Annotated in this window: 17 protein-coding genes; 9 read left to right on the top strand and 8 right to left on the bottom strand. The window is 70.8% G+C overall.

Annotated elements, in window-relative coordinates:
• Positions 1-27: 27 nt before the first annotated feature.
• Positions 28-1,728, bottom strand: coding sequence for a gamma-glutamyltransferase (gene ggt, locus LHA26_RS07960; RefSeq protein WP_252168175.1), 1,701 nt, complete (start codon positions 1,726-1,728; stop codon positions 28-30).
• A gap of 41 nt (positions 1,729-1,769) precedes the next feature.
• Positions 1,770-2,798, bottom strand: coding sequence for a quinone-dependent dihydroorotate dehydrogenase (locus tag LHA26_RS07955; RefSeq protein WP_252168174.1), 1,029 nt, complete (start codon positions 2,796-2,798; stop codon positions 1,770-1,772).
• A 123-nt stretch (positions 2,799-2,921) separates the two neighbouring features.
• On the opposite strand from LHA26_RS07955, the gene LHA26_RS07950 reads away from it, so the two are divergent.
• A complete protein-coding gene (locus LHA26_RS07950) occupies positions 2,922-3,920 on the top strand; it encodes a threonine/serine dehydratase family protein (RefSeq protein WP_252168173.1) in 999 nt (332 codons plus the stop codon).
• A gap of 162 nt (positions 3,921-4,082) precedes the next feature.
• Here LHA26_RS07950 and LHA26_RS07945 read toward each other — a convergent pair whose 3' ends face one another.
• From LHA26_RS07945 to LHA26_RS07925, 5 genes are all read right to left on the bottom strand, one after another.
• A complete protein-coding gene (locus LHA26_RS07945; RefSeq protein WP_252168172.1) occupies positions 4,083-5,513 on the bottom strand; it encodes an efflux transporter outer membrane subunit in 1,431 nt (476 codons plus the stop codon).
• Positions 5,510-8,794 carry an efflux RND transporter permease subunit gene (locus tag LHA26_RS07940; RefSeq protein WP_252168171.1) on the bottom strand — a complete coding sequence of 1,095 codons (3,285 nt, stop codon included), beginning with the start codon at positions 8,792-8,794 and terminating at the stop codon, positions 5,510-5,512. Before LHA26_RS07940 ends, LHA26_RS07945 begins: the two co-directional genes overlap by 4 nt.
• Complete coding sequence (locus LHA26_RS07935) at positions 8,791-11,913, bottom strand: efflux RND transporter permease subunit (RefSeq protein WP_252168170.1); 3,123 nt, start codon at positions 11,911-11,913, stop codon at positions 8,791-8,793. Before LHA26_RS07935 ends, LHA26_RS07940 begins: the two co-directional genes overlap by 4 nt.
• A 15-nt stretch (positions 11,914-11,928) precedes the next feature.
• Entirely contained in the window at positions 11,929-13,209 is a 1,281-nt protein-coding gene (locus LHA26_RS07930; RefSeq protein ID WP_252168169.1) for an efflux RND transporter periplasmic adaptor subunit, read from the bottom strand.
• A gap of 106 nt (positions 13,210-13,315) precedes the next feature.
• Positions 13,316-14,071, bottom strand: a complete 756-nt coding sequence (locus LHA26_RS07925; protein WP_252168168.1) for an HAD-IIB family hydrolase — start codon at positions 14,069-14,071, stop codon at positions 13,316-13,318.
• 180 nt (positions 14,072-14,251) lie between these two features.
• On the opposite strand from LHA26_RS07925, the gene LHA26_RS07920 reads away from it, so the two are divergent.
• The 7 genes from LHA26_RS07920 (at position 14,252) to LHA26_RS07890 (ending at position 22,000) form a co-directional block, all read left to right on the top strand.
• Entirely contained in the window at positions 14,252-15,994 is a 1,743-nt protein-coding gene (locus tag LHA26_RS07920; RefSeq protein WP_252168167.1) for a histidine kinase famiy protein, read from the top strand.
• A gap of 51 nt (positions 15,995-16,045) precedes the next feature.
• On the top strand, positions 16,046-17,224 hold the full coding sequence (gene crtY, locus LHA26_RS07915; protein WP_252168166.1) for a lycopene beta-cyclase CrtY: 1,179 nt from the start codon (positions 16,046-16,048) through the stop codon (positions 17,222-17,224).
• On the top strand, positions 17,221-18,705 hold the full coding sequence (locus tag LHA26_RS07910; RefSeq protein ID WP_252168165.1) for a phytoene desaturase: 1,485 nt from the start codon (positions 17,221-17,223) through the stop codon (positions 18,703-18,705). Before crtY ends, LHA26_RS07910 begins: the two co-directional genes overlap by 4 nt.
• A gap of 9 nt (positions 18,706-18,714) precedes the next feature.
• Positions 18,715-19,296 (top strand): LOG family protein, encoded by a 582-nt coding sequence (locus tag LHA26_RS07905; RefSeq protein WP_252168164.1) that lies wholly within the window; start codon positions 18,715-18,717, stop codon positions 19,294-19,296.
• Entirely contained in the window at positions 19,293-20,222 is a 930-nt protein-coding gene (locus LHA26_RS07900) for a phytoene/squalene synthase family protein (RefSeq protein WP_252168163.1), read from the top strand. The genes LHA26_RS07905 and LHA26_RS07900 overlap by 4 nt, the downstream gene beginning before the upstream one ends.
• 63 nt (positions 20,223-20,285) lie before the next feature.
• Positions 20,286-21,281 (top strand): 5'-methylthioadenosine/S-adenosylhomocysteine nucleosidase, encoded by a 996-nt coding sequence (locus LHA26_RS07895; protein WP_252168162.1) that lies wholly within the window; start codon positions 20,286-20,288, stop codon positions 21,279-21,281.
• 14 nt (positions 21,282-21,295) lie between these two features.
• Positions 21,296-22,000 (top strand): DUF2490 domain-containing protein, encoded by a 705-nt coding sequence (locus LHA26_RS07890; protein WP_252168161.1) that lies wholly within the window; start codon positions 21,296-21,298, stop codon positions 21,998-22,000.
• Here the strand turns inward: LHA26_RS07890 and LHA26_RS07885 are convergent.
• Positions 21,983-22,507, bottom strand: coding sequence for a sterol desaturase family protein (locus LHA26_RS07885; RefSeq protein WP_252168160.1), 525 nt, complete (start codon positions 22,505-22,507; stop codon positions 21,983-21,985). The genes LHA26_RS07890 and LHA26_RS07885 overlap by 18 nt on opposite strands.
• A 126-nt stretch (positions 22,508-22,633) precedes the next feature.
• Between LHA26_RS07885 and sucC the strand changes: the two genes are divergently transcribed.
• Positions 22,634-23,833, top strand: coding sequence for an ADP-forming succinate--CoA ligase subunit beta (sucC, locus tag LHA26_RS07880; protein WP_252168159.1), 1,200 nt, complete (start codon positions 22,634-22,636; stop codon positions 23,831-23,833).
• Positions 23,834-23,894: the final 61 nt, after the last annotated feature.

Here is a 23,894-nt window from a genome sequence, read left to right as displayed (position 1 = left end):
GGCCGCGCGCCCGGCGGCGGCGCGTGCCTATTGGGCGAGCACCACGCCCTCGCTGCGCAGATGGTCCGCCGCGCCGCGCCAGCGGCCATCGGGCAGCCGCTCGATCGCGTTGAGCTTGGAGGGGAGCGGCACCGCATTGGCGGGCTGGCCGAAGCGGGCGAGCTGCGGTGCGAGCGCGCGGCCCTGCGGCGTATCCTCGATCAGCAGCGCGCCGCCGCCATAGAAGATGTTGGGCAGGTCGATCGCCTCCTGCGCACTCAGCCCCCAATCGAGCACGCCGACCAGCGCCTTGAGCACATGCATGACGATCCGCCGGCCGCCGGCGGAGCCGATCGCCAGCACCACCCGGCCCTGCGCATCGGTGACGATGGTGGGCGACATGGAGGAGAGCGGGCGCTTGCCCGGCGCCACCCGATTGGCAACGGGCGCGCCCTCCTTCTCGGGCGCGAAGGAGAAATCGGTCAGCTCATTGTTGAGCACCATGCCGTTGGCGATCAGCTGGCTGCCGAAATAGCCCTCGACCGTGGAGGTCATGGTGACGATATCGCCCGCCCCGTCGGCGGCGACGAAATCGGTGGTGCCATGCTCGTCCACGCCGAGCCCGGCGGTGCGCGCCGCCGCGCCCGGCGGCGTGCCCGGCGGGTAGCGGCCGAGCGCGCGCGTGGGCGCGATCAGCGCCGCCCGACGTGCTAGATAGGCGGGATCGAGCAGGCCCTTGAGCGGCACGTCCACAAAGGCGGTGTCGCCCAAATATTGGTCGCGATCGGCATAGGCGAGCTGCATCGCCTCGCCGATCAGGTGCCAGGCCTCGGGCGAATCCTTGCCCAGCGCCTTCATGTCGAAATGGGAGAGCATGGCCAGCATCTGCAGAATGCTGACCCCGCCGGCGGAGGAAGGCGCCATGCCGCACACCCGATAGCCGCGATAGGCGCCGCATACGGGCGGCTGCTCGCGCGCGGCGTAGCGCGCCAGATCGGCGGTCTCGAACGGCACCGGGTTGCGCGGCGCGGTGCGCACCGCCGTGGCGATGGCCTCGGCATTGGCGCCCGCATAGAAGGCGTCGGGGCCCTCGGCGGCGATCCGGCGCAGCAGCGTGGCGAGCGCCGGGTTGCGGATCATCGCGCCCGCCGGCTTGGGCCGGCCCTGATCGGTGTAGAGCGCGGCGATCGCGGGAAAGTCCTTCCAGAGCGGCGCCATCGCCGCGATCCGGCTGGCCATCAGCGGCGTCACCTCATAGCCTTGCTCGGCGAGGCGGATGGCGGGCTCGATCAGCCGCGCCCAGGGCAGCTTGCCCCATTTCTTGTGGGCCAGCGCCGCCAGCCGCACATTGCCCGGAACGCCCACCGATCTGCCGCCCGGAAAGGCCTGGGCGAAGGGCATGGGCGCGCCATCCGGGCCCAGGAAGCGATCGCCCCGCGCGGCGGCGGGCGCGATCTCGCGGCCGTCGATCGTCTCGGTGCGGCCGGTGCGCGCGTCGCGATGGACGAAATAGCCGCCGCCGCCGATCCCGGAGGATTGCGGCTCGACCACGGTGAGCGCGAAGATCATCGCCACCTCGGCATCGGCGGCGCTGCCGCCGGCCCGCAGAATCGCGCGGCCCGCCTCGGCGGCGCGCGGATCGGCGGCGGACACCATGCCCATGCCGGGCGCGGCCACGACCGGCGCCTGGGCGGCGCCGAGCGCCGGCGTCGCCGCCAGCAGGAAGAGTGCGGTAAGAGAACGGATCATGCGGCCACCCTAGAGACGGATCGGCCGCGGCGGAAGCCGCCTCAGCCGGTGCCGACCGCCTCGGCGATTCCGCCAAAGCCGTCGCGGGTGAACAGCGGCACCAGCCCCTCGGCGATCCGCCGGGCCAGACCCGGGCCGTGATAGACCAGCGCCGAATAGAGCTGCACCAGGCTCGCCCCGGCGCGGATCCGGGCATAGGCCTCCTCGGCCGTCGCGATGCCGCCCGCCGCGATCAGCGGCAGCGCGCCGCCGGTCGCGGCGCGGAAATCGCGGAGCGCGGCGCGCGCCAGCGGCGCCAGCGGCGCGCCCGACAGGCCGCCCGCCTCCCCGGCGAGCGGCGCGCGCAGCGGCGGGCGCGACACGGTGGTGTTGGCGACGATCAGCGCATCGACACCCCGCGCGATCGCCACCCGCGCGATCGCGTCCATATCGGCCGGCGCGAGATCGGGCGCGACCTTGAGGAAGATGGGCGGCCCGCCCGCGGGTCGTGCCGCCATCGCCGCCGCGAGCAGCGCATCCAGCGCGGCCGCCTCCTGCAAGGCGCGCAGCCCCGGCGTATTGGGCGAGGAAATGTTGATCGTCAGATAATCGGCGACGGGCGCCATGCGCGCGATGCCGGCGGCATAATCGGCGATGCGATCGACCGCATCCTTGTTGGCGCCGACATTCACCCCCACCAGCCCCGGCCGGGGCCGCGCGAGCCGCGCCAGCGCCGCCGCCTGGCCGCCATTGTTGAAGCCCATGCGGTTGATCACCGCCTGATCCTCGACCAGCCGGAACAGGCGCGGCCGGGGATTGCCCGCCTGCGGAACGGGCGTGAGCGTGCCCACCTCGACAAAGCCGAAGCCGAGCGCCAGCATCTGGCCGGCCACCTCGCCATCCTTGTCGAAGCCCGCCGCCAGCCCGACCGGCGAGGGGAAGCGCAGCCCCGCCACGCGGATGCTCAGCCGCGGATCGAAGGCGCGCGGCGCGCGCACCGGCAGGCGCCGCACCGCCGCGATCGTCAAGCGATGCGCCCGCTCCGCGTCGAGCGCGAAGGCGAGCGGCCGAACCAAAGGATAGAGCGCCATGGCGCCAGCGGTAGGCGGGCCTCCCGCCCCTGTCAAAGCCGCCGCGCCGGACTGACGGGGCCCGCCGCTGGCGCCGTCGCGCCGAAGCCGCTACCCCGGCGCGCCGGGCAGAAGGAGATCCGCATGACCGATCCGCGCGCCATCGACATCGCCGAGATCGAGGCGGCGCGCCGGCGCATCGCGGGGGTGGCGGTGGAGACGCCGCTGCTGCCGAGCCCCGCGCTGAGCGCGCGCCACGGCCGGCCGGTGCTGATCAAGTGCGAGACGCTGCAGCGCACCGGCTCGTTCAAGTTCCGGGGCGCCTACAACCGCCTTGTCCAGCTCGATGCGGATCAGCGGCGGCGGGGCGTGGTGGCCTGGTCCTCGGGCAATCACGCGCAGGGCGTCGCGGCGGCGGCGGCGCTGCTCGGCATGCCGGCGGCGATCGTGATGCCCGCCGATGCCCCCGCGCTCAAGCGCCGCAACACCGCGGCGCTGGGCGCCGAGATCATCGCCTATGACCGCGCGCGCGAAAGCCGCGAGGCGATCGCCACCGCGCTCGCCGCCGCGCGCGGCGCGGTGCTGGTGCCCTCCTTCGACGATCCGGACATCATCGCCGGCCAGGGCACGGCGGGGCTCGAGATCGTCGACCAGGCCGCGGCGCTGGGGCTGGTGCCGGCGCAGCTGCTGGTGTGCTGCGGGGGCGGCGGGCTGGTCGCCGGCATCGCCACCGCCATTACCGCGGCGCATCCCGGCGCGCGCCTCTACGCGGTGGAGCCCGAGGGCTTTGACGATACCGCCCGCTCGCTGCGGAGCGGCCGGCGCGAGACGATCAGGCCCGGCGCGCGCTCGATCTGCGACGCGCTGCTCGCGCCGCAGCCGGGCGCGCTCACCTTTCCGATCAACCGCGCGCTGCTCGCCGGCGGGCTGGTGGTGACGGACGGCGAGGTTGTGGCGGCGATGCGCTTCGCGTTCGAGACGCTCAAGCTGGTCGTCGAGCCGGGCGGCGCGGTCGCGCTCGCCGCGCTGCTCGCCGGCCGGGTGCCGGCGGACGCGGGCTTGGATCCCGATACCGACGCGCTCGTGCTGCTGCTTTCGGGCGGCAATATCGATGCCGCCGACCATGCCGCGCTGATCGGCTGAGGCGCTACCGGCGGCAAAAGAACGGCCCCGGCCAGGGGCGCGGGGCCGCAGGGGAAGGGACACCACCGGCTAGGGACGGCGGCGACGAGGCCGGTATAGCAGCCGGACTCGGCATCGCCGACAAATCTCTACTACCAGCCTAGGCAATCAAAGTTGCGCGGCTCAGCGCGTCCGCAGCGCCGATTCGTCCCAGCCGCCGCCCAGCGCCTGGACGAGCGCCACGGCGGCGGTCTGCCGATCAAGTTCGGCCTGGAGCAGCGCGCGCCGCGCCTGCAGCGCCGTCGCCTGCGCGGTGACGACATCGGTGAACACCACCAGGCCGGTGCGATATTGTTCGCGGATCGCCGCCTCGGACCGGTCCGCCGCCTCGCTCGCGGTGCGCAGCAGCTGCGCCTGGCGCGCGAGGATGGTCTGGGCGACGAGCTGGTCCTGCACATCCTGCAGCGCCGTCAGCACCGTGCCGCGATAGGCGGCGACGGCGGCGTCATAGGCGGCGCGCGCCTGGGCGACGCGCGCGCTGCGCGCGCCGAAGTCGAGCAGCGTCTGCGCCACCGTCGCGCCCAGCGACCAGAGCGAGGCGGCGGACGTGAAAAGCTCGCCAAGCTGGTTGTTGTTGAAGCCATATTGGCCGGACAGGCTGACCGTCGGGAAAAAGGCGGCGCGGGCCACGCCGATCTGCGCGTTGGCGGCGGCCACCGCGCGCTCGGTCGAGGCGACATCCGGGCGGCGCTGGACGAGCGCGCCGGGCAGGCTGAGCGGCACCGCCGGCACCACCGGCTGCCAGCGCGGCACGGGGGCGATGCGGAAGCTCGCTGCAGGCGCGCCCACCAGCACCGCGATCGCATCCTCATATTGGGTGCGGGTGCGGCGCAGCCCTTCGAGATCGCTCTCGGCCGAGGCGAGCTGCGACTGCGCCTGGAACACATCGGTGCGCGCGACGATGCCCGCCTGATAGCGGTTGCTGGCGATCTGCAGCGACCGGCGATAGCCCTCCACCGTCGCCGCCAGCACCTGGAGCTGGGCGTCGGTGCCGCGCAACGAGAGATAATCGGTGGCAAGCTCCCCGTGCAGCGCCAGCTGCGCCGTGGCGAGATCGGCAAGCCGCGCCTGCGCGGTCGCGCTGGCGCTGCTCAGCGTGTTGCGCAGCGATCCGAAAAAGTCCGGTTCCCAGCTCGCGCCCAGGCTCACCTGATAGTTGGTGGTGGCGCGCGCGCCGCCGCCGGCGGTGACGGTGCCCCCCGTCACCACCGCCCGGCCGGCGCCGGTGCGGGTATGGGTGACCGCGCCATTGGCGCTCACCGTGGGAAACAGGCTCGCCCGCGCCTCGCGCACGGCGGCGCGTGCCTGGCGATAGGTGGCCTCGGCCTGCGCCACCGTCTGGTTATGGGCGTCGGCCTCGCCGATCAGCCGGTCAAGCTCGGGATCGCCGAACTGGCTCCACCAGTCGGCGCGCGGCGCCTGATCGGCGGGCACGGCCTCCGCCCAGCCCTCGGCGGTCTTCCAGCTCTGCGGCAGCGCCGTCTGCGGCCGGTGATAGGCCGGCGCGAAGGAGCAGCCGGTGGCGACGAGCAGCAGGGGCAGGAGGCGTTTCATGCGAGAAGCTCTTGGGCAGGCGCGCGGCGGCGACGGCGCCCGGCGCGGGTGAAACGATCGAGCGCGACATAGACCACGGGAGTGGTGATGAGCGTGAGCAGCTGGCTGGCGAGCAGCCCGCCGACGATCGCCACGCCGAGCGGCTGTCGCAATTCGGCGCCCTCGCCAAAGCCGATCGCCAGCGGCAGCGCGCCCAGCGCCGCCGCCATCGTCGTCATCAGGATCGGGCGGAAGCGGAGCAGGCTCGCCTCGCGCGCGGCGGCCTCGGCCGTAAGCCCACGCGTCCGCTGCGCGTGCAGCGCGAAATCGATGATGAGGATCGCGTTCTTCTTGACGATGCCGAGCAGCAGAAACACGCCGATCAGCGCGATCACGTCGAACTGCATGTCGCACAGCATCAGCGCCAGCACCGCGCCCACCCCCGCCGCCGGCAGGGTGGACAGCACGGTGAGCGGGTGGATCAGGCTTTCGTAGAGCATGCCGAGCACGATGTAGATCGTCACGAGCGCGGCGAGGATCAGCAGCGGCTGCTGGCCCTGCTGCTGCCGGCTCGCCGCCGCCTGGCCGCTGAAGCTGCCGAACAGGGTGGACGGCATGGCGATCTCGGCCTCGGTCTCGGCGATCGCGCGCTGCGCGTCCGACAGGGCGAAACCGGGCGCGACATTGAAGGAGATGGTGGTCGAAACCTGGGTGCCGGTGTGGTTGACGCTCGCCTCGGTCGGATGATCGCCAAAGCCGGCGATGGTATCGAGCGGAACCATGGTGCGCGCGCTGGTGCTGAGCGCGCTGCCCGTGGAGGGATCGCGCAGCGCCGGATTGGTGGGGGTGGCGCTCGCCTGGCCGCTGCCGGGGCGTGCCGCCTGCGAGGGATCGGACGCGGCATCGGTGGCGCCGGAGGACAGGCTGTTGCCGGCGGTGCCGGCGGTGGAGTTGGCGACCGCGGGCTGGTCCGCCGCGGCGTTGGCGGGCACGCGCACGTCGCGGAGATTGCCGGGGCCCTGGGTGGCCGCCTCGTCCCAGCCCAGGATCACGCTATACTGGTTGATATCCTCGTAGATATTGGCGACCGAGCGCTGGCCGAAGGCGTCGTAGAGCGCATTGTCCACGTCGCGCGGGCTGATGCCCAGCCGCGAGGCGGCGTCGCGATCGATGCTGACGAAGCTTTCGACGCCATTCTGCTGGAGATCCGAATCGACATCGGTCAGCTCGCGCCGATGGCCGAGCGCGTCGCTCAGCCGCTGCGACCAGCGCCGCAGCGACGCGGCATCGTCCGCCACCAGCGTATATTGGTAGGTGGAATTGGCCGATCGCGCGCCGATCATCAGATCCTGCATCGGAAACAGGAAGAGCCGCACGCCGCTGACCCGGCCCAGCTTCATCTGCAGCCGCTGGATCACCATCATGCCCTTTTCGCGCCGCTGGCTACCCTTGGGCTTGAGCTGGACGAGCATGAAGGCGCCGCCCGCCCGGCGCCCGCCGGTAAAGCCGATCACCGAGCGCACCGCCTTGTCGTGCGAGATGATTCCCACGATCTGGCCGAGCTTGCGCCGCATCTCCTGGAACGACACGCTTTCGTCGGCGCGCACGCCGGCGATCAGCAACGGGCTGTCCTGCTGCGGGAAAAAGCCCTTGGGCACGGCGACATAGAGATAGACGGTGAGCGCCACCACCAGCGCCAGCAGCAGCAGCACCAGCGGCTTCATCGCCAGCGCCCAATCCAGCATGCGGGCATAGCCCCGCTCGATCGCGCGATAGCCGCGCTCCAGCGTGCGCCCGACCCGGCCTTCCTCGCGCTGATGGCCCGGCTTGAGCAGCAGCGCGCACAGCATCGGCGTGGTGGTGAGCGAGAGCAGCAGCGAGATCATCACCGCCGCCGACAGGGTGACGGCGAATTCGCGGAACAGCCGCCCCACCAGCCCGCCCATGAAGAGAAGCGGGATGAACACCGCGACCAGGCTGATCGAGATGGACAGGACGGTGAAGCCGACCTCGCGCGCGCCGCGCAGCGCCGCCTCCACGCGCCCCATGCCCGCCTCGATATGGCGGGTGGTGTTCTCGAGCACGACGATCGCGTCATCGACCACGAACCCCGTCGCCACGGTGATCGCCATCAGCGAGAGATTGTTGAGCGAGAAGCCCAGCAGCCACATCACGCCGAAGGTGCCGAGCAGCGAGACGATGGTGGCGGCGGCGGGAATGAAGGTGGAGCGCAGATCGCGCAGAAAGGCGAACACCACGATCACCACCAGCGCCAGCGCGATCAGCACCGTCACCTCTATCTCGCGGATCGAGGCGCGGATCGAGCTGGTGCGATCGGTCGCGACCGCGATCTTGATGTCCGCCGGCAGCTGCGCCTGCAGCTCGGGCAGCGCCGCGCGGATCGAGTCCACCATCTTGATCAGATTGGCGTTGGGCTGCTGGGTGATGTTGACGATGATGGCGCGCTTGCCATTGTACAGGCCGAGCGTGCGGGTATCGGCCACGCTGTCGAGCACGGTGGCGATGTCGCCCAGCCGCACCGGCGCGCCGTTGCGCCAAGCGATGATGAGCGGCCGATAGTCCGTCGCCTTGCGCCCGGTGGTCCCGGTATAGATCTGCCAGGCGCGGCCATCCGGCCCTTCGATCAGGCCCTTGGGGCGGTTGGCGTTGGCCGCCTCGATGGCGGCGCGCGCATCCTCCATGCTCACGCCGTAGCTGGCGAGGCGATAGGGGTTCACCGTCACCCGCACCGCCGGCAGCGACCCGCCGCCGACCTCGACATCGCCCACCCCTTGGATGCGCGCGACGCGCTGCTGGATGATGTTCGACACGACATCGTAGATGTCGCCCGCCGAGCGCGTGTCCGACGTCAGCGCCAGTGTGATGACCGGCTGGTTGGCGGGATTGACCTTCTGATAGGTCGGGTTCTGGCGCAGCGTGGCGGGAAGATCGGCGCGCGCGGCGTTGATCGCCGCCTGCACCTCGCGCGCAGCGCTGTCGATATTCTTGGACAGATCGAACTGCAGCGTCACCCGCGTCGAGCCGAGCGAGCTTTGCGACGTCATCTCGGTGACGCCGGCGATGATCCCCAGCCGGCGCTCGAGCGGGGTGGCCACCGATTGCGCCATCACCTGCGGGCTCGCGCCGGCGAGGCTGGCATTAACCGAGATGGTCGGGAAATCGACTTGCGGCAGCGGCGCCACCGGCAGCCCGAAAAAGGCGCCGATGCCCGCCAGCGCCAGGCCGATCGTCAGCAGGATGGTGCCGATCGGCCGGGTGATGAAGGGTGCCGAAAGGTTCAAGGGCGCGCCTCGGGGCCGAGCAGCGGCGGCCGCGCGGCGCCGCCCGGCGGCTGGCCGCGCCGCTTGAGCCAGTTCTGCGCCCGATCGAAATAGAGATAGACGACGGGCGTGGTGAAGATGGTGAGCAGCTGGCTCACCAGCAGGCCGCCGAAGATGGCGAGGCCCAGCGGCCGGCGCAGCTCGGCGCCCTCGCCCATGCCCAGCATCAGCGGCACCGCGGCGAAGAGCGCGGCGAGCGTGGTCATCAGGATCGGGCGGAAGCGCAGCACGGCGGCGCGGCGGATCGCGTCGAGCGGCGCCATCCCCTCGTCGCGCTCGGCGGCGATGGCGAAGTCGATCATCATGATCGCGTTCTTCTTCACGATGCCGATCAGCAGCACGATGCCGATGATGCCGATGATGTCGAGATCATGGCCGGTGATCCACAGCGCGAACAGCGCGCCCACCGCCGCCGAGGGCAGAGTGGAGAGGATGGTGATCGGGTGGATATAGCTTTCGTAGAGCACGCCCAGCACGATGTAGACGCACACCACCGCCGCCAGGATGAGCGCCAGCTGGTTGTTGAGCGAGCTGGCGAAGGCGCCGCTGGCGCCCAGGAAGGTCACCGTCACGCCCGGCCTGAGGTGGAGATTGTCGATGCTGCGGCGGATCGAGGCCGTCGCGGTGCCGAGCGAGACCCCGGGCGCGGTATCGAACCCGACCGTCGCCGCCGGAAATTGCGCGACATGGGTGATCTGGGTGGGCGAGCGGCCTTCGCGGATGGTGGCGATCGTGTTGAGCGGGGTCGCCCCGCCCTGCGCCTGGATATGGAGCAGGCCGAGCGAGGCCGGGTCCTTCACCAGCCCCGGCGTCGCCTCGAGGATCACGCGATATTGCGTGGTCTCGGTGAAGATGGTCGAGACGATGCGCTGGCCGAAGGCGGAATAGAGCGCGTCGTCGATGTCGGACGCGGTCACCGCCACGCGGCTGGCGCTGTCGCGGTTGACATCGACATAGGCGGCCGGAGCGGTCGCGCCGGCGTCGCTCACCACGTTGCGCACCTTGCGGTCGTCGGCCAGCGCCGCGACGATGCGGCGGGTCTCCGCCACGACATCGGCGGTGTTCGAGCCTTCCACCGAGAAGCGATACTGGGTCGGCCCGCTCTCGGCGTCGATCGTCAGATCCTGCGTCGGTTGCAGATAGAGGACCGCGCCCGGCAGCGCGTTCACCGACTGGCGGATGCGGTTCATGATCCGCGCCGCGCTGCCGGACCGGTCCGCCTTGAGGTTGATGAGCATCGTGCCCGAATTGAGCGCGGCATTGTTGGCGCCGTCGACGCCGACAAAGGAGGAAAGCGAGGCGACCGCCGGATCGGCGAGGATGCGCGCCGCCGCCGCGCGCTGCAGCCGGTCCATCTCGGCATAGGAGACGCTGGTCGAGGCGATCAGCCGGCCCTGGAGCTGGCCGCTATCCTGCGTGGGGAAAAGCCCCTTGGGGATGATCGTCCAGAGCAGCACGGTGAGCACCAGCGTGCCGATCGCGACCAGCAGCGTCAGGAACTGGCGGTCGAGCACCCGCGCCAGCGCCCGCTCGTAGCGCCCCTCCACCCGCGCGAAAAACGCCGCCGAGCGCCGGGCGATGCGGCTCGGCCGCTCGTCCTCGGGCCGCCGCAGCCAGCGCGCCGACAGCATCGGCGTGAGCGTCAGCGACACCACCGCCGAGATGAGGATGGTGACGGCCAGCGTGACCGCGAATTCGCGGAACAGCCGGCCCACGATATCGCCCATGAAGAGCAGCGGGATCAGCACCGCGATCAGCGAGATGGTGAGCGAGATGATGGTGAAGCCGATCTCGCCCGCGCCCTTCAGCGCCGCCGGGAAGGGCGCCATTCCTTCCTCGATGTGGCGCTGGATATTCTCGATCATCACGATTGCGTCGTCGACGACGAAGCCGGTGGCGATGGTGAGCGCCATCAGCGAGAGATTATCCAGGCTGTAGTTCAGCAGATACATGCAGCCAAAGGTGCCGATCAGGCTGATCGGCACCGCCAGCGCCGCCACCAAAGTCGCCCGCGCGGAGTGGAGGAAGAAGAAGATCACCGCCACCACGAGCAGCACCGCCAGCACCAGCTCGAACTCGACATCGTGCACCGAGGCGCGGATGCCGGTGGTGCGATCCGCCAGCACCCGCGCGTCGAGCCCGGCCGGCAGCGATTTGAGCAGCTCGGGCAGCTGGCGCTGGATCTGGTCCACCGTCTGGATCACGTTCGCGCCGGGCTGGCGCTGGACGTTGAGGATGATCGCCGGCGCGCGGTTCGCCAGCGCCCCCAGCCGGGCATTTTCCGCCCCCTCCACCACGGTCGCGACATCGGACAGCCGCACCGGCGCGCCATTCTGATAGGTGATGATCAGGTTGCGATAATCGTCGACCGTTTCGAGCTGGTCGTTGGCGTTGATCTGATAGGAGCGGTTGGGCCCGTCGAAACTGCCCTTGGCGCTGTTGGCATTGGCATTGTCGATCGCCGTCCGCAGCGTCGAGAGCGAGATGCCGTAGCTGGACAGGGCCTGGGTGTTGGCGCGGATGCGCATCGCCGGCTTGTTGCCGCCGGCCAGCTGCACCAGCCCCACCCCCGAAATCTGGCTGATCTTCTGCGCCAGCCGCGTATCCACCAGCGATTGCACCTGCGTCAGCGGCAGCGTGTTGGAGGTGATGGCGAGCGTCAGGATCGGCGCGTCGGCGGGATTGACCTTGGCATAGACGGGGGGCGCCGGAAGATCGGCGGGCAGCAGCGCGTCGGCGGCGTTGATCGCGGCCTGCACCTCCTGCTCGGCGACATCGAGGCTGGCGGTCAGGTTGAACTGCAGCGTGATGACCGAGGCGCCGGCGGCGCTGGTCGAGGCCATGCGGCTGAGCCCCGGCATCTCGCCGAACTGACGTTCCAGCGGCGCCGTCACCGTCTGGCTCATCACCTCGGGGCTGCCGCCCGGATAGAGGGTGGTGACCTGGATGGTCGGATAATCCACCTCCGGCAGGGCGGAGAGCGGCAGCATCCGGAAGCCGACCAGACCGGCCAGCACGATGGCGACCATCAGCAGCGCGGTGGCGACCGGCCGCTCGATGAAGAGGCGCGAGGGGCTCATCGCTCGGCTGCGGCCTCAGCCGGCGCGGCGGTGGCGCCGCCCGCCGCCGCCGGCACCCGGCGCGGCCGGCTTGTCGCCGGGCAGCCGCACGGTCGCGCCCTCGGTCAGCCGGTCGCCGCCATCGGTGATGACCGTTTCGCCGAGCGCGAGGCCGTCGGTGATCTGCACCTTGCCATCGGCGTTGACCCCGGTCGTCACCTTGCGCTCGGTGACGGTGCGATCGGGCTTGAGCAGCCACACATAGCTGTGATCCTGGCTCTGCCGCACCGCCGAGGGCGGCACCGTCACCGCGTCCCGCACCGTGTCCACCATCAGCCGCAGGTTCACGAACTGGTTGGGATAGAGGGTGAGGCGCGGATTGGCCATGCGCGCCTTGCCCTTGATCGTGCCGGTGGTGGTATCGACGCGATTGTCGAGCGTGGAGAAGCGCCCGGTATCGAGCGTGGTGGTGCGCGTCTGATCGAGCGCGACCGCGGGAATGGCCGCGCCGGCGGCGATGCGGCGCTGGATCGCCGGCGCCTGCTGCTGCGGAATGGTGAAGGCGACATCGATCGGCTGGATCGTCGTCACCACCGCCACCCCGGTGGTCGCGCCCGCGCCGATATAGTTGCCGACATCCGCGACGCGCAGGCCGACCCGGCCATCTACGGGCGCGCGCACCTCGGTGAACTGCAGATTGACCCGCGCCGCCTCCACCGCGCCGCGATCGGCCGCGATCGTGCCCTCGAGCTGGCGCACCGTCGCCGCCTGGGTGTCGCGATCCTGGCGCGCGACCGAATCGAGCGCGAGCAGCGTGTCGTAGCGCTTGAGCAGCAGCCGGGCGTTGGCGAGCTGCGCCTGATCCCGCTCCAGCGCGCCCTGCGCCTGGAGCAAGGCGGCGCGATAGGGGCGCTGCTCGATCACCGCCAGCACATCGCCCTTGCGCACCATCTGGCCCTCGCGGAACCGGATATCGGTGATGGTGCCGGACACCTGCGGGCTGACGGTGGCGGTGGCCATGGGCGTGACGGTGCCGAGCGCCTCCACCATCACGGGCAGATCGGCGCGCACCGCCTTGGTGGTGCCGACCGTGGTCGGCTGGCCGCCGCCGCGTCGCCCGCCGCCAAAGCCGCCGCCCGGGCCGCCGGGGCCGCCCGCGCCGCCGGCGTCGCGATGCGCGAGCCAATAGGCGCCCAGCGCGATCAGCAGCAGCACGCCAAGCCCAAGCACCCAGCTCAGCCGCTTGCCGCGCCGGCTCAGCGGGCGCGGATCATGATCGATCGGGGTGTGGGGCGCGGCCGGCGGCGTGTCGGTCATGGCGATCCAGAGACAGAAGCGGAGATGAACGATGCGGAAAGCGAGCAGGCGCTATAGGAGCGCCTCCCCGCCTCCCTATGTCAGGCTTGCAACAGAGCGTGCGGCCTCACGCCTGGGCGAGGCAGAGGATCACCGCCTCCACCGCGCGCTTGGTCTCGCCGATCGCATAGACCTGGACCGAATCGATCCCGGCGGTCTCGCGCACCGGCGCATCGTTGCCGCCGTCGTACAGCGCATCGCCGAAGAAGAGCATCTCGGCCTTGGCGATGCCGGACAGGCTGGCCAGGCGTTCCATGCCATAGGCCTTGTCGACCCCCTTGCGCGTGATGTCGATCGAGGTGGCGCCGCCGATCCGCACCGACAGATCGGGCAGGCGCGGCTGGAGATCGGCCTGGAGCCGGCGCCGCTTCTCCTGCTTGGGATCCCATTCTTCCTTGGGCTTGAGCGGCGCTTCCTGGCCGAGCGCGGAGAAGGTGATCTGGCTGCCGCGATCCTCTACCTGCTCGCCCCAGATCTCGGGCGGCGCGATGCCGAGGCGGTCGATGCCCGCGCGCACCTCGGCGATGATGTGCTCGCGCTCCTCGGCGGAGAAGAGATCGGCATATTGGCACGCCCAGGCGCCGTCCACGAAACGGTACAGCTTGGTGCCCGTCGTGGGCATGATCCAGAAATGCTCGCGCTTGGCCCCGTCGGGCAGGCGCGAGACGACCTGCTTCTCGAACTGCGGCCAGTCCCCGCCCGAGATGACGCAGACATGGGCGACGCCGCTCAGCCGGCCGAGCAGCGCGGCCATTTCGTCGTCGAGCGCCTGCTTGCTTTCCGCAAGCGTTCCGTCGAGATCGAACGCTACCAGCTTCTTCATTCGGCTAATCCCGGGTGGTGATTGGAAATCCAACCGTAACGGCTCACGCCGCACGGCGATAGCGTCGCTGACGCGGCCGCCATGTCGCAAGCCTGAACAGCAGCACGGCCGAGGATGGCGGAGGAACCGCGCCGAACGCCAATTCGTATTCGCCCCGGCTTTGGAGGATGATCGAAGACTATGGCGACGGAGGAGACCGAGGCCGAAGGCGTCCCCGGCGAGGGCAGCGCGGGCGTGCCGGCCGGCGACACGCTGACCGACAACAAGACCGTCACCACCGGCCGTCCCGCCCGCCGCCACTGGCGCGAGAGCGTGATCGATCATCCCGGCCTCGACGAGCGCGGCAACATCTTCTTCGCCGCGATCGAGATGACGCGGATGCCGATGATCCTCGCCGATCCCAATCTCGAGGATTGCCCGATCGTCTTCGCCAACAAGGCGTTTCTCGATCTCACCGGCTATGAGGAGAGCGAGATCCTCGGCCGCAACTGCCGCTTCCTCCAGGGCCCGCATACCGACCGCGAAACCGTGGCGCAGCTGCGCGACGCGATCGCGCGCCACGAATCGGTGGCCGCCGAAATCCTCAATTATCGCCGCGACGGCAGCACCTTCTGGAACGCCGTCTTCATCGGCCCCGTGTTCGATACCAAGGGCACGCTGCTCTATTTCTTCGCCAGCCAGCTGGATGTCACGCGCCGGCGCAACACCGAACAATCCTATCGCCAGGCGCAGAAGATGGAGGCGATCGGCCAGCTCACCGCCGGCCTCGCCCATGATTTCAACAATCTGCTCCAGGTGGTGAACGGCAATCTCGAGCTGCTCGACGGGCGGATCGAGGATGAGCGATCGCGCCGCTATATCGAGCGCGCCAGCACCGCCGCGGATCGCGGGGCCAAGCTCACCCGCCAGCTGCTCGCCTTCGCGCGCAAATCGCGGCTCGAGGCGCGGCCGGTGGATCTCACCCGGCTGGTGGCCGGCTTCGGCGACATGATGGAAAGCTCGCTGGGCAGCGGCATCGAGCTGCATCTCAGCCTGCGCCACGGCCTGCCGCGCGCGGTGCTCGATCCCGAGCAGCTCGAGATGGCGCTGCTCAACATCCTGATCAACGCGCGCGACGCCATGCCCGGCGGCGGCGTGGTGACGGTCGCGACGGGATCGCTCCACCTCAATGGCGACGCCGCCGCGCGCGAGCTGGCGCCGGGCGACTATGTGTTCGTCGAGGTGCGCGACCAGGGCGAGGGCATGGCGCCGCACGTGCTGGAGCGCGCGGCCGAACCCTTCTTCACCACCAAGGGCGTGGGCAAGGGCACCGGCCTCGGCCTCGCCATGGCCACCGGCTATGCGCAGCAATCGCGCGGGCGGCTCGAGCTGGAGAGCAAGGAGGGCCAGGGCACCACCGTGCGGCTGCTCTTCCCGGCCTCGCGCGTCGCCGAAGACGAGGGCCCCGAGGCGGCGCCCGGCGCGGCCGGCGCGCAGGCGGATCCGGGCGCGGACGCCGCCGCCCATATCCTGATCGTCGAGGATACCGCCGCCGTGCTCGATCTCGCGGCGGAAATCCTCTCGGCCGCCGGCTATCGGGTAAGCTGCGCCACCAGCGCGGAAGAGGCGATGCGGCTGTTCGACGCGCGCCGCGCCGCCGGCGAGGGTTTCGACCTTCTCTTCACCGATCTCGTCATGCCGGGCGGGATGAACGGCCTCGCGCTCGCCGATCATTGCACCCGGATCGATCCCGAGTTGCCGGTGCTGATGGCGACGGGCTATAATGAGGAGCTGGTCGCCGAAGGACCGCGCCAGCCCAATGCCGATGTGCTCGGCAAGCCCTATCGCCGGTCCGAGCTGCTGGATCGCGTGCGGCAGGCGCTGCGCGTCCAGCATCGCGGCGGCCGCCGCAAGGCCTCGGAGTTCGGCTCGGTCGAGGAGTGAGCGCCGCAAAGCGCTTCCTTCGCGGGCGCCGAGCCTCTAGGCGAAGCGGCGATGGCGCATGACCGCAGATTCGACCTGGCGATCGTCGGCGGCGGTCTCGCCGGGGGGCTGATCGCGCTGGCGGTGCGGCGGCACCGGCCCGAGGCGCGGATCGCGCTGATCGAGGCCGGCGCGCGCTGCGGCGGCAACCATATCTGGTCCTTCTTCGATAGCGATATCGCGCCCGCGCACCGGCCCTTGGTGGCGCCGCTCGCGCAGCATCGCTGGCCCGGCTACGACATCGCCTTCCCGGCGCATCGGCGGCGGCTCGAAACGGGCTATAACAGTATCGCCAGCGAGGCGCTGGACGCCGCGCTCGCCGCCGCCCTGCCCCTCGAGGCGCGGCTGCTGGGCCGCGCGGCCTCGGCGGTCACGCCCACCGAGGTGCGGCTCGAGGACGGCACGCGGCTCGCCGCCACCGGCGTGATCGACGCGCGCGGCCCGGGCCCGTCGGCCGCGCTGGAGCTGGGCTGGCAGAAATTCCTCGGCCAGACGCTGCGGCTGTCCGCGCCGCACGGGCTCGCGCGGCCGATCGTGATGGATGCGACCGTGCCCCAGATCGACGGCTATCGCTTCGTCTACGTGCTCCCGCTCGCGCCCGACCAGCTCTTTGTGGAAGACACCTATTACAGCGACACGCCGGCGCTGGACGTGCCTGCCCTGGCCGAGCGGATCGCCGCCTATGCGGCGGCGCGCGGCTGGCGCGTCGCGGGGGTGGCGCGCGAGGAGACGGGCGCGCTGCCGGTGGTGCTGGCCGGCGATTTCGCGGCCTATTGGAACGCGGGCGGCGCGGGCGTGGCCAAGGCCGGGCTGCGGGCCGGGCTGTTCCACCCGACGACCGGCTATTCGCTGCCCGATGCGGTGCGCACGGCGCATCTCGTCGCCGGCTTGGCGGACTGGTCGGGCCCGGCGCTGCACGCCGCGCTCCATCGCCACGCCGCCGCCCAGTGGCGCGCGCGCGGCTTCTACCGCCTTTTGGACCGGATGCTGTTCCGCGCGGCGGAGCCGGCGGCGCGGTACAAGGTGCTGGAACGATTCTACCGGCTTGATCCCGCTTTGATCGGGCGCTTCTACGCCGCCCGCTCGACATGGGCGGACAAGGCGCGGATAGTGGCGGGACGACCGCCGGTACCGCTCGGTCGCGCCATGGCGGCGGCGGCCGGAGCGAGGGGAGCGAGCGCGCGAGCATGATGAGAGCGGCGGTAATCGGAGCGGGTTTCGGCGGGCTGGCGCTGGCCATTAGGCTGCAATCGGCGGGGATCGAAACCACCATCGTCGAGGGGCGCGACAAGCCGGGCGGCCGCGCCTATCAGTGGCAGCGCGAGGGCTTCACCTTCGATGCCGGGCCCACCGTCATCACCGATCCGGATTGCCTGGCCGATCTGTGGCGTCTGTCGGGCCGCGACATCGCCGAGGATGTCGAGCTGCTGCCCGTCTCGCCCTTCTACCGGCTGATGTGGCCCGACGGCACCAATTTCGACTATTCCAACGACGACGAGGCGCTCGCCCGCCAGATCGCCGCGCTCAACCCGGAGGATGTCGCCGGCTACAAGCGCTTCCTCGGCTATTCGGGCGAAGTGTATCGCGAGGGCTATGAGAAGCTCGGCCATGTCGCTTTTCTCGACTTCGCGTCGATGATCAAGGCGGCGCCGCAGCTGATGCGCAACCAGGCGTGGCGCTCGGTCTATTCCATCGTCGCCAGCTATGTGAAGGACGAGCATCTCCGCCAGGCGCTGTCGTTCCACACGCTGCTGGTGGGCGGCAATCCGTTCTCCACCAGCTCGATCTACGCGCTGATCCATGCGCTGGAGAAGCGCGGCGGCGTGTGGTTCCCGAAAGGCGGCACCCATGCGCTGATCGGCGCGATGGTCACGCATTTCCAGCGGCTGGGCGGCACGCTGCGGCTCGGCGATCCGGTGGTGGCGATCGATACGCTGGGCGATCGCGCGACGGGGCTCAGCTGCGCCAGCGGCTGGTCGGCGCCGTTCGACGCGGTCGCCAGCAATGCGGACGTGATGCACAGCTATCGCGATCTGCTCGCCCATTCGCAGCGCGGGCGGCGCGCGGCGCAGGCGCTGAGCCGCAAGCGCTATTCGCCCTCGCTGTTCGTGGTGCATTTCGGCATTCGCGGCGCCTTTCCGGGCATCCCGCATCATTCGATCCTGTTCGGTCCGCGCTACAAGGATCTGCTCACCGACATCTACGATCATGGCGTGCTGGCGCGCGATTTCTCGCTCTATCTGCACCATCCCACCGTCACCGATCCGGCGCTCGCGCCGGAGGGCTGCTCCACCTTCTATGTGCTCGCGCCGGTGCCGCACATGGGCAAGCTGCCGGTCGACTGGGACGAGATCGGTCCGGCCTATGCGGATCGCATCCTCGATCATCTCGAGGCCCGGCTGATCCCCGGCCTGCGCGAGCGGCTGGTGACGCGCTTCCACTATACGCCGGCGGATTTCGCGCAGGATCTCAACGCGCATATGGGATCGGCCTTCAGCCTCGAGCCGCTCCTCACCCAATCCGCCTTCTTCCGCGTGCACAATCGCGACGATCGCATCCCCAATCTGTATTTCACCGGCGCCGGCACCCATCCGGGCGCGGGCATTCCCGGCGTGGTCGGCTCGGCCAAGGCCACCGCCGCGCTCATGCTCGACGATCTCCGCCGCGCCTGAGGAGAGGATATGAACCGTCTCGCCGTCTATTGCGGCTCGGCCACGCCCGCCGATCCGCGCTTCATCGACGCCGCCCGCCAGGTCGGCGCCGCCTTCGCCGCACGCGGCATCGGCCTTGTCTATGGCGGCGGCCGGCTCGGGCTGATGGGCGCGGTGGCCGATGCCTGTCTGGAGGCGGGCGGCGAGGTGATCGGCGTGATCCCGCAGCTGCTGGTGGATGCCGAGGTGGCGCATCGCGGCTGCACCGCGCTGCATGTCGTCGAGACCATGCACCAGCGCAAACAGGCCTTCACCGATCTCGCGGACGGGTTCGTCACCCTGCCCGGCGGCACCGGCACGATGGACGAATTGTGGGAGGCGATGAGCTGGGCGCAGCTCGGCTATCACGCCAAGCCGGTCGGCCTGCTCAATGTCGGCGGCTTCTATGACGGGCTGCTCGCCTTTGTCGAAACCATGGCGCAGACCGGCTTTCTGCGCCCGCAGCATCGCGACATCCTGATCGCCGCCGACACGCTCGACGATCTGCTGGCGCGCATGGCCGCCCATCGCCCGCCGCAGACGATCGTCCGGATGAAGGCCGACCAGCTTTGAGCGACCGCGCCGCGCTGGTCGCCTATGCCGAGCGGACGATCGCCGCCGGCTCCAAATCCTTCGCGGCGGCGGCGCGGCTGTTCGATCCGGCCACGCGCGAGCGGGCGATGCTGCTCTATGCCTGGTGCCGCGCCTGCGACGATCTCGCCGACGGCCAGGCGTTGGGCCATGGCATGACGCGGGTGACGGACGGCGCCGCGCGGGTGGCGCGGATGCGCGCGCTCACCGCCGCCGCGCTGGCCGGCACCGGAACGGGCGAGCCCGCCTTCGACGCGCTCGCCATCGTCGCCGCCGAAACAGGGCTGCCCGCGCGCTTCGCGGAGGATCTGCTGGCCGGCTTCGCGCTCGACGCCGAGGGCTGGGCCCCCGCCGACGAGGCGGATCTCTACCGCTATTGCTACCATGTCGCCGGCGCGGTCGGCTGCATGATGGCGGTGGTGATGGGGGTGGACCCGGCCGAGACGGGCGTGCTGGACCGCGCCTGCGATCTCGGCCTCGCCTTCCAGCTCGCCAATGTCGCGCGCGACATCGGCGAGGATGCCGAGGCCGGCCGCTGCTATCTGCCCGCCGACTGGCTGGACGAGGCGGGCGTCGCCCGCACCGCGCTGGCCGATCCCACCAGCCGGCCGGCGCTGGCGATGCTGGCGCGGCGCCTGGCGGAGCGCGCCGGACGCTACGAGGCGAGCGCGCGCGTCGGCGCGGCGGCATTGCCCTTCCGCTCGGCCTGGGCGGTGCTCGCCGCCGCCGGCATCTATGGCGATATCGCGCGCGCGGTCGCCGCGCGGGGCGAAGCGGCGCTGACCCGGCGCGTGACGACCAGCCGCACCGCCAAGCTCGGCTGGGTGGCGCGGGCCTGGCTCCAGGCGCGACGCCGGCACGCGGTGGCGCCGCGTCCGCGCACCGGCCTCTGGACGCGCCCGCGCTGAGCCGCCACCCTGGCGGGCGCAAGGGGAGGATGCCGGCGCCCGAGGCAGGATAGGGAGGACCGGATGCGGACAGGATGGACCCATGGGCTCGGCCTGGCGGCGGCTGCGCTGCTGGCGTGCGCCGCCCCCGCCGCCGCCCGGGCGGTGCCGCCGACCGACGCTCAACCCGCGCCCGCGCTTGCGCTCGCGCCCGATCCGGTGCCGCGCACCGCCATCCTCTCCGCCTTCGATCCCGAATGGCAGGTGCTGCGCGCCGCGCTCGCCGATCCGGCGGAGCGGGAGATTGGCGGCACGCGCTTCGTCACGGGCACGCTCCACGGCCAGCCCGTGCTGCTCTTCCTGTCGGGGATGAGCATGGTCAACGCCGCGATGGCGACGCAGAATGCGCTCGATCATTTCACCGTCCGGCGCATCCTCATCTCGGGCATCGCCGGCGGGGTCGATCCGGCGCTCCATGTCGGCGATGTCGTGGTGCCCGAGCGCTGGGGCGAATATCTCGAGTCGATCTTCGCGCGGGCGGCGGGCGGCGGCTTCGCCCCGCCACCGGGCCATGAAACGCCCTTCCCGCCCTATGGCATGATCTATCCGCGCGCGGTGGAGGTCCGCCGCGCCGGCGCCGCCGCGCCCGAACGCCGCTTCTGGTTCGCCGCCGATCCGGCGCTGCTCGCGCTCGCCCGGCGGGTGGCCGGCGCGGTGCGGCTGGAACGCTGCGCGGCGGGCCGCTGCCTCGATCGGGCGCCGCGGATCCGCGTCGGCGGCGCGGGCGTGTCGGGGCCGGTCTTTCTCGATAATGCGCAGGTCCGCGCCTATGCCTTCCGCACCTTCCACGCCGAGGCGGTGGACATGGAATCGGCCGCGGTGGCGCATGTCGCCTATGTCGCGGGCGTGCCCTTCATCGCCTTTCGCAGCCTGTCGGATCTCGCCGGCGGCGATCCCCGCGCCAACCAGGCGGCCACCTTCTTCGGCCTCGCTTCGGCCAATGCGGCGGCGGTGGTGGACGCCTTCGTGGCCGCGCTGCCGCCAGCAACACTTCCTGACGGGCGCCCGGCCGATCGCTGAGGCAGAGGCGGGCCATGCGCCCGCTTCCCCGCCTCGCCCGTCTCACCGCCGCCGCCCTGTTTCTGCTGCCGCTGGCCGGAACGCCGGTCGCGGCGGCGACCCGGCAGGACGGGCAGATCTGGGTCAATCTGAACGCCCAAGGCGGGCTGGCGGGGCGGCTGATCTATTATGCGGAGCTTCAGCCGCGCTTCGTGGATGGCGGCGCGCGGATCGGCCAGGTGATCGCGCGCGGCGCCCTGGGCTGGAAGCTCACGCCGCGCATCAGCCTCTACCAGGGCTATGCCCATGTCGCGCACCCGGACGACGCGCTCGTCCGCGATGTCAACGAGGAGCGCAGCTTCCAGCAACTCTCCTGGGATCTCGGCCGGGTGCTGGGCGGCCGGCTTTCGTCGCGGACGCGGTTCGAGCAGCGACTGCGCTCGGACGGCCGCGACGTGGCGCTGCGGCTGCGCGAATTTCTGCGCTACACGCACAGGATCGGCCCCGATCCCCAGGGCGTCGCGGCGCTCGTCTCGGTGGAGCCGATGCTGGCGCTCACCAGCGCCGATTGGGGCCCGCGCGCGGGATTTGACCAGCTGCGCACCAATGTCGGCCTGGAGATCCCGCTGACGGGCCGCACCACGATCGAGGTCGGCTATCTCAACCAGCTCGTCAATCGCCGCGCCGGCCAGCGCGAGATCAACCATATCGGCCAGGTGCTGCTAGCGCTGCGCCCCTGATCCGACCGGCGCCCGCGCCGGCGCGCGCACGCCCGCGCGGCGGCGGCGGGCGAGTTCCGCCTTGAGCGCCTCGGGCCGGGGCGCCACCAGAAAGCCGAAGCTCACCGTGCCGCCTTTGGTCTCCACGACATGGTGCAGCCGATGCGCCTGGACGATGCGGCGCATATAGCGGCTGCGCGGCACATAGCGGTGCGGCAGCCGGCCATGCACGATCCAGTCGTGGAAGCCGAAATAGATGGCGCCATAGGCGGCGACGCCGGCGCCGATCCAGGTGCAGCCCGGCCACCAGCCCAGCTGCACGCCGCCGAGCAGCAGCAGGATGCTCGGCACGGCGAAGATCGCCGCGTAGAGATCATTGGCCTCGAACGCGCCGGTGCGCGGGCGGTGATGGCTACGGTGGAGGAACCAGCCCGGCCCGTGCATGATCCAGCGGTGCGCGGCATAGGCCACGCCCTCCATCAGCGCGATGGTGGCGAGGAACAGAAGAAGGCCTGCGAGCGGATGCATGGCCCCCTATACGCCAGCCGCGCCCCGGCCGCACCCGCAAAAGCCGGGCCGGCGGCGCGCAGAGCCGGGGTTGCCGGGGGGAGGCGGAGCCGGTACCGCAGCCGCAAACATGGGAGTCGCGCGACGATGAACATCCACGAATATCAGGCCAAGGAATTGCTGGCGAAATTTGGCGTGGCGGTGCCCGCCGGCCACGCCGCCCTCTCGGTGGACGAGGCCGTGGCCGCCGCCGAGCGGCTGCCCGGACCGCTCTACGTCGTCAAGGCGCAGATCCATGCCGGCGGCCGCGGCAAGGGCAAGTTCAAGGAGCTGCCCGCCGAGGCCAAGGGCGGCGTCCGCCTCACCAAGTCGCTCGACGAGGTGCGCGCCGCCGCCAGCGAGATGCTCGGCAACACGCTCGTGACGGTGCAGACCGGCGAGGCCGGCAAGCAGGTCAACCGCCTCTACGTCACCGACGGCGCGGATATCGAGCGCGAATATTATCTGTCGATGCTCGTCGACCGCAAGACCGGGCGCATCGCCATGGTCGTCTCCACCGAAGGCGGCATGGACATCGAGACGGTGGCGCACGACACGCCCGAGAAGATCGAGACGATCACCATCGATCCCGCCGAGGGCTTCCAGCCGCATCTTGGCCGCGCGGTGGCGTTCGCGCTCAAGCTGAAGGGCGATCTCGCCAAGCAGGCGCAGACGCTGGCGGCGCAGCTGTACCAGGCCTTCCTGGCCACCGACATGTCGATGCTGGAAATCAATCCGCTGGTCGAGACCAAGGACGGCAAGCTGCTCGTGCTCGACGCGAAGGTCTCCTTCGATTCGAACGCGATGTTCCGCCACAAGGACGTGGCCGAGCTGCGCGACCTGACCGAGGAGGATCCGATGGAGGTCGAGGCCTCCAAATATGACCTCGCCTATATCAAGCTCGACGGCGATATTGGCTGCATGGTCAACGGCGCCGGCCTCGCCATGGCGACGATGGACATCATCAAGCTGAACGGCGCCTTCCCGGCCAACTTCCTCGATGTGGGCGGCGGCGCCTCCAAGGAGAAGGTGACCGCGGCGTTCAAGATCATCCTCAGCGATCCGGCGGTGAAGGGCATTCTCGTCAACATCTTCGGCGGCATCATGCGGTGCGACATCATCGCCGAGGGGATCATCGCGGCGGCCAAGGAGGTGAATCTCTCGGTGCCGCTGGTGGTCCGGCTCGAGGGCACCAATGTCGAGCAGGGCAAGGCCGCGCTGGCCAGCTCGGGCCTCGCGATCGTGCCGGCCGACGATCTCGGCGATGCCGCCCGCAAGATCGTGGCCGAGACGCGCCAGGCCGCCTGAGCGGCCTCGGGCGCGGCGGCGGCGGCGGGTTGGCGCCCGCCGCCGCGCGCGTCACACGCTT

This window comes from Sphingomonas morindae, from assembly GCF_023822065.1.
Taxonomy (GTDB): domain Bacteria; phylum Pseudomonadota; class Alphaproteobacteria; order Sphingomonadales; family Sphingomonadaceae; genus Solisphingomonas; species Solisphingomonas morindae.
The sequence above is the reverse complement of the archived record's forward strand: the minus strand, read 5'-3'. Positions and strand labels throughout refer to the sequence as shown.

Coding starts and splice junctions, on each gene's coding strand:
- LHA26_RS07925 (WP_252168168.1), bottom strand. CDS start 14,071: ATGAAGAAGCTGGTAGCGTTCGATCTCGACGGAACGCTTGCGGAAAGC.
- LHA26_RS07920 (WP_252168167.1), top strand. CDS start 14,252: ATGGCGACGGAGGAGACCGAGGCCGAAGGCGTCCCCGGCGAGGGCAGC.
- crtY (WP_252168166.1), top strand. CDS start 16,046: ATGGCGCATGACCGCAGATTCGACCTGGCGATCGTCGGCGGCGGTCTC.
- LHA26_RS07910 (WP_252168165.1), top strand. CDS start 17,221: ATGATGAGAGCGGCGGTAATCGGAGCGGGTTTCGGCGGGCTGGCGCTG.
- LHA26_RS07930 (WP_252168169.1), bottom strand. CDS start 13,209: ATGACCGACACGCCGCCGGCCGCGCCCCACACCCCGATCGATCATGAT.
- LHA26_RS07935 (WP_252168170.1), bottom strand. CDS start 11,913: ATGAGCCCCTCGCGCCTCTTCATCGAGCGGCCGGTCGCCACCGCGCTG.
- LHA26_RS07955 (WP_252168174.1), bottom strand. CDS start 2,798: ATGGCGCTCTATCCTTTGGTTCGGCCGCTCGCCTTCGCGCTCGACGCG.
- LHA26_RS07890 (WP_252168161.1), top strand. CDS start 21,296: ATGCGCCCGCTTCCCCGCCTCGCCCGTCTCACCGCCGCCGCCCTGTTT.
- ggt (WP_252168175.1), bottom strand. CDS start 1,728: ATGATCCGTTCTCTTACCGCACTCTTCCTGCTGGCGGCGACGCCGGCG.
- LHA26_RS07895 (WP_252168162.1), top strand. CDS start 20,286: ATGCGGACAGGATGGACCCATGGGCTCGGCCTGGCGGCGGCTGCGCTG.
- sucC (WP_252168159.1), top strand. CDS start 22,634: ATGAACATCCACGAATATCAGGCCAAGGAATTGCTGGCGAAATTTGGC.
- LHA26_RS07905 (WP_252168164.1), top strand. CDS start 18,715: ATGAACCGTCTCGCCGTCTATTGCGGCTCGGCCACGCCCGCCGATCCG.
- LHA26_RS07945 (WP_252168172.1), bottom strand. CDS start 5,513: ATGAAACGCCTCCTGCCCCTGCTGCTCGTCGCCACCGGCTGCTCCTTC.
- LHA26_RS07885 (WP_252168160.1), bottom strand. CDS start 22,507: ATGCATCCGCTCGCAGGCCTTCTTCTGTTCCTCGCCACCATCGCGCTG.
- LHA26_RS07950 (WP_252168173.1), top strand. CDS start 2,922: ATGACCGATCCGCGCGCCATCGACATCGCCGAGATCGAGGCGGCGCGC.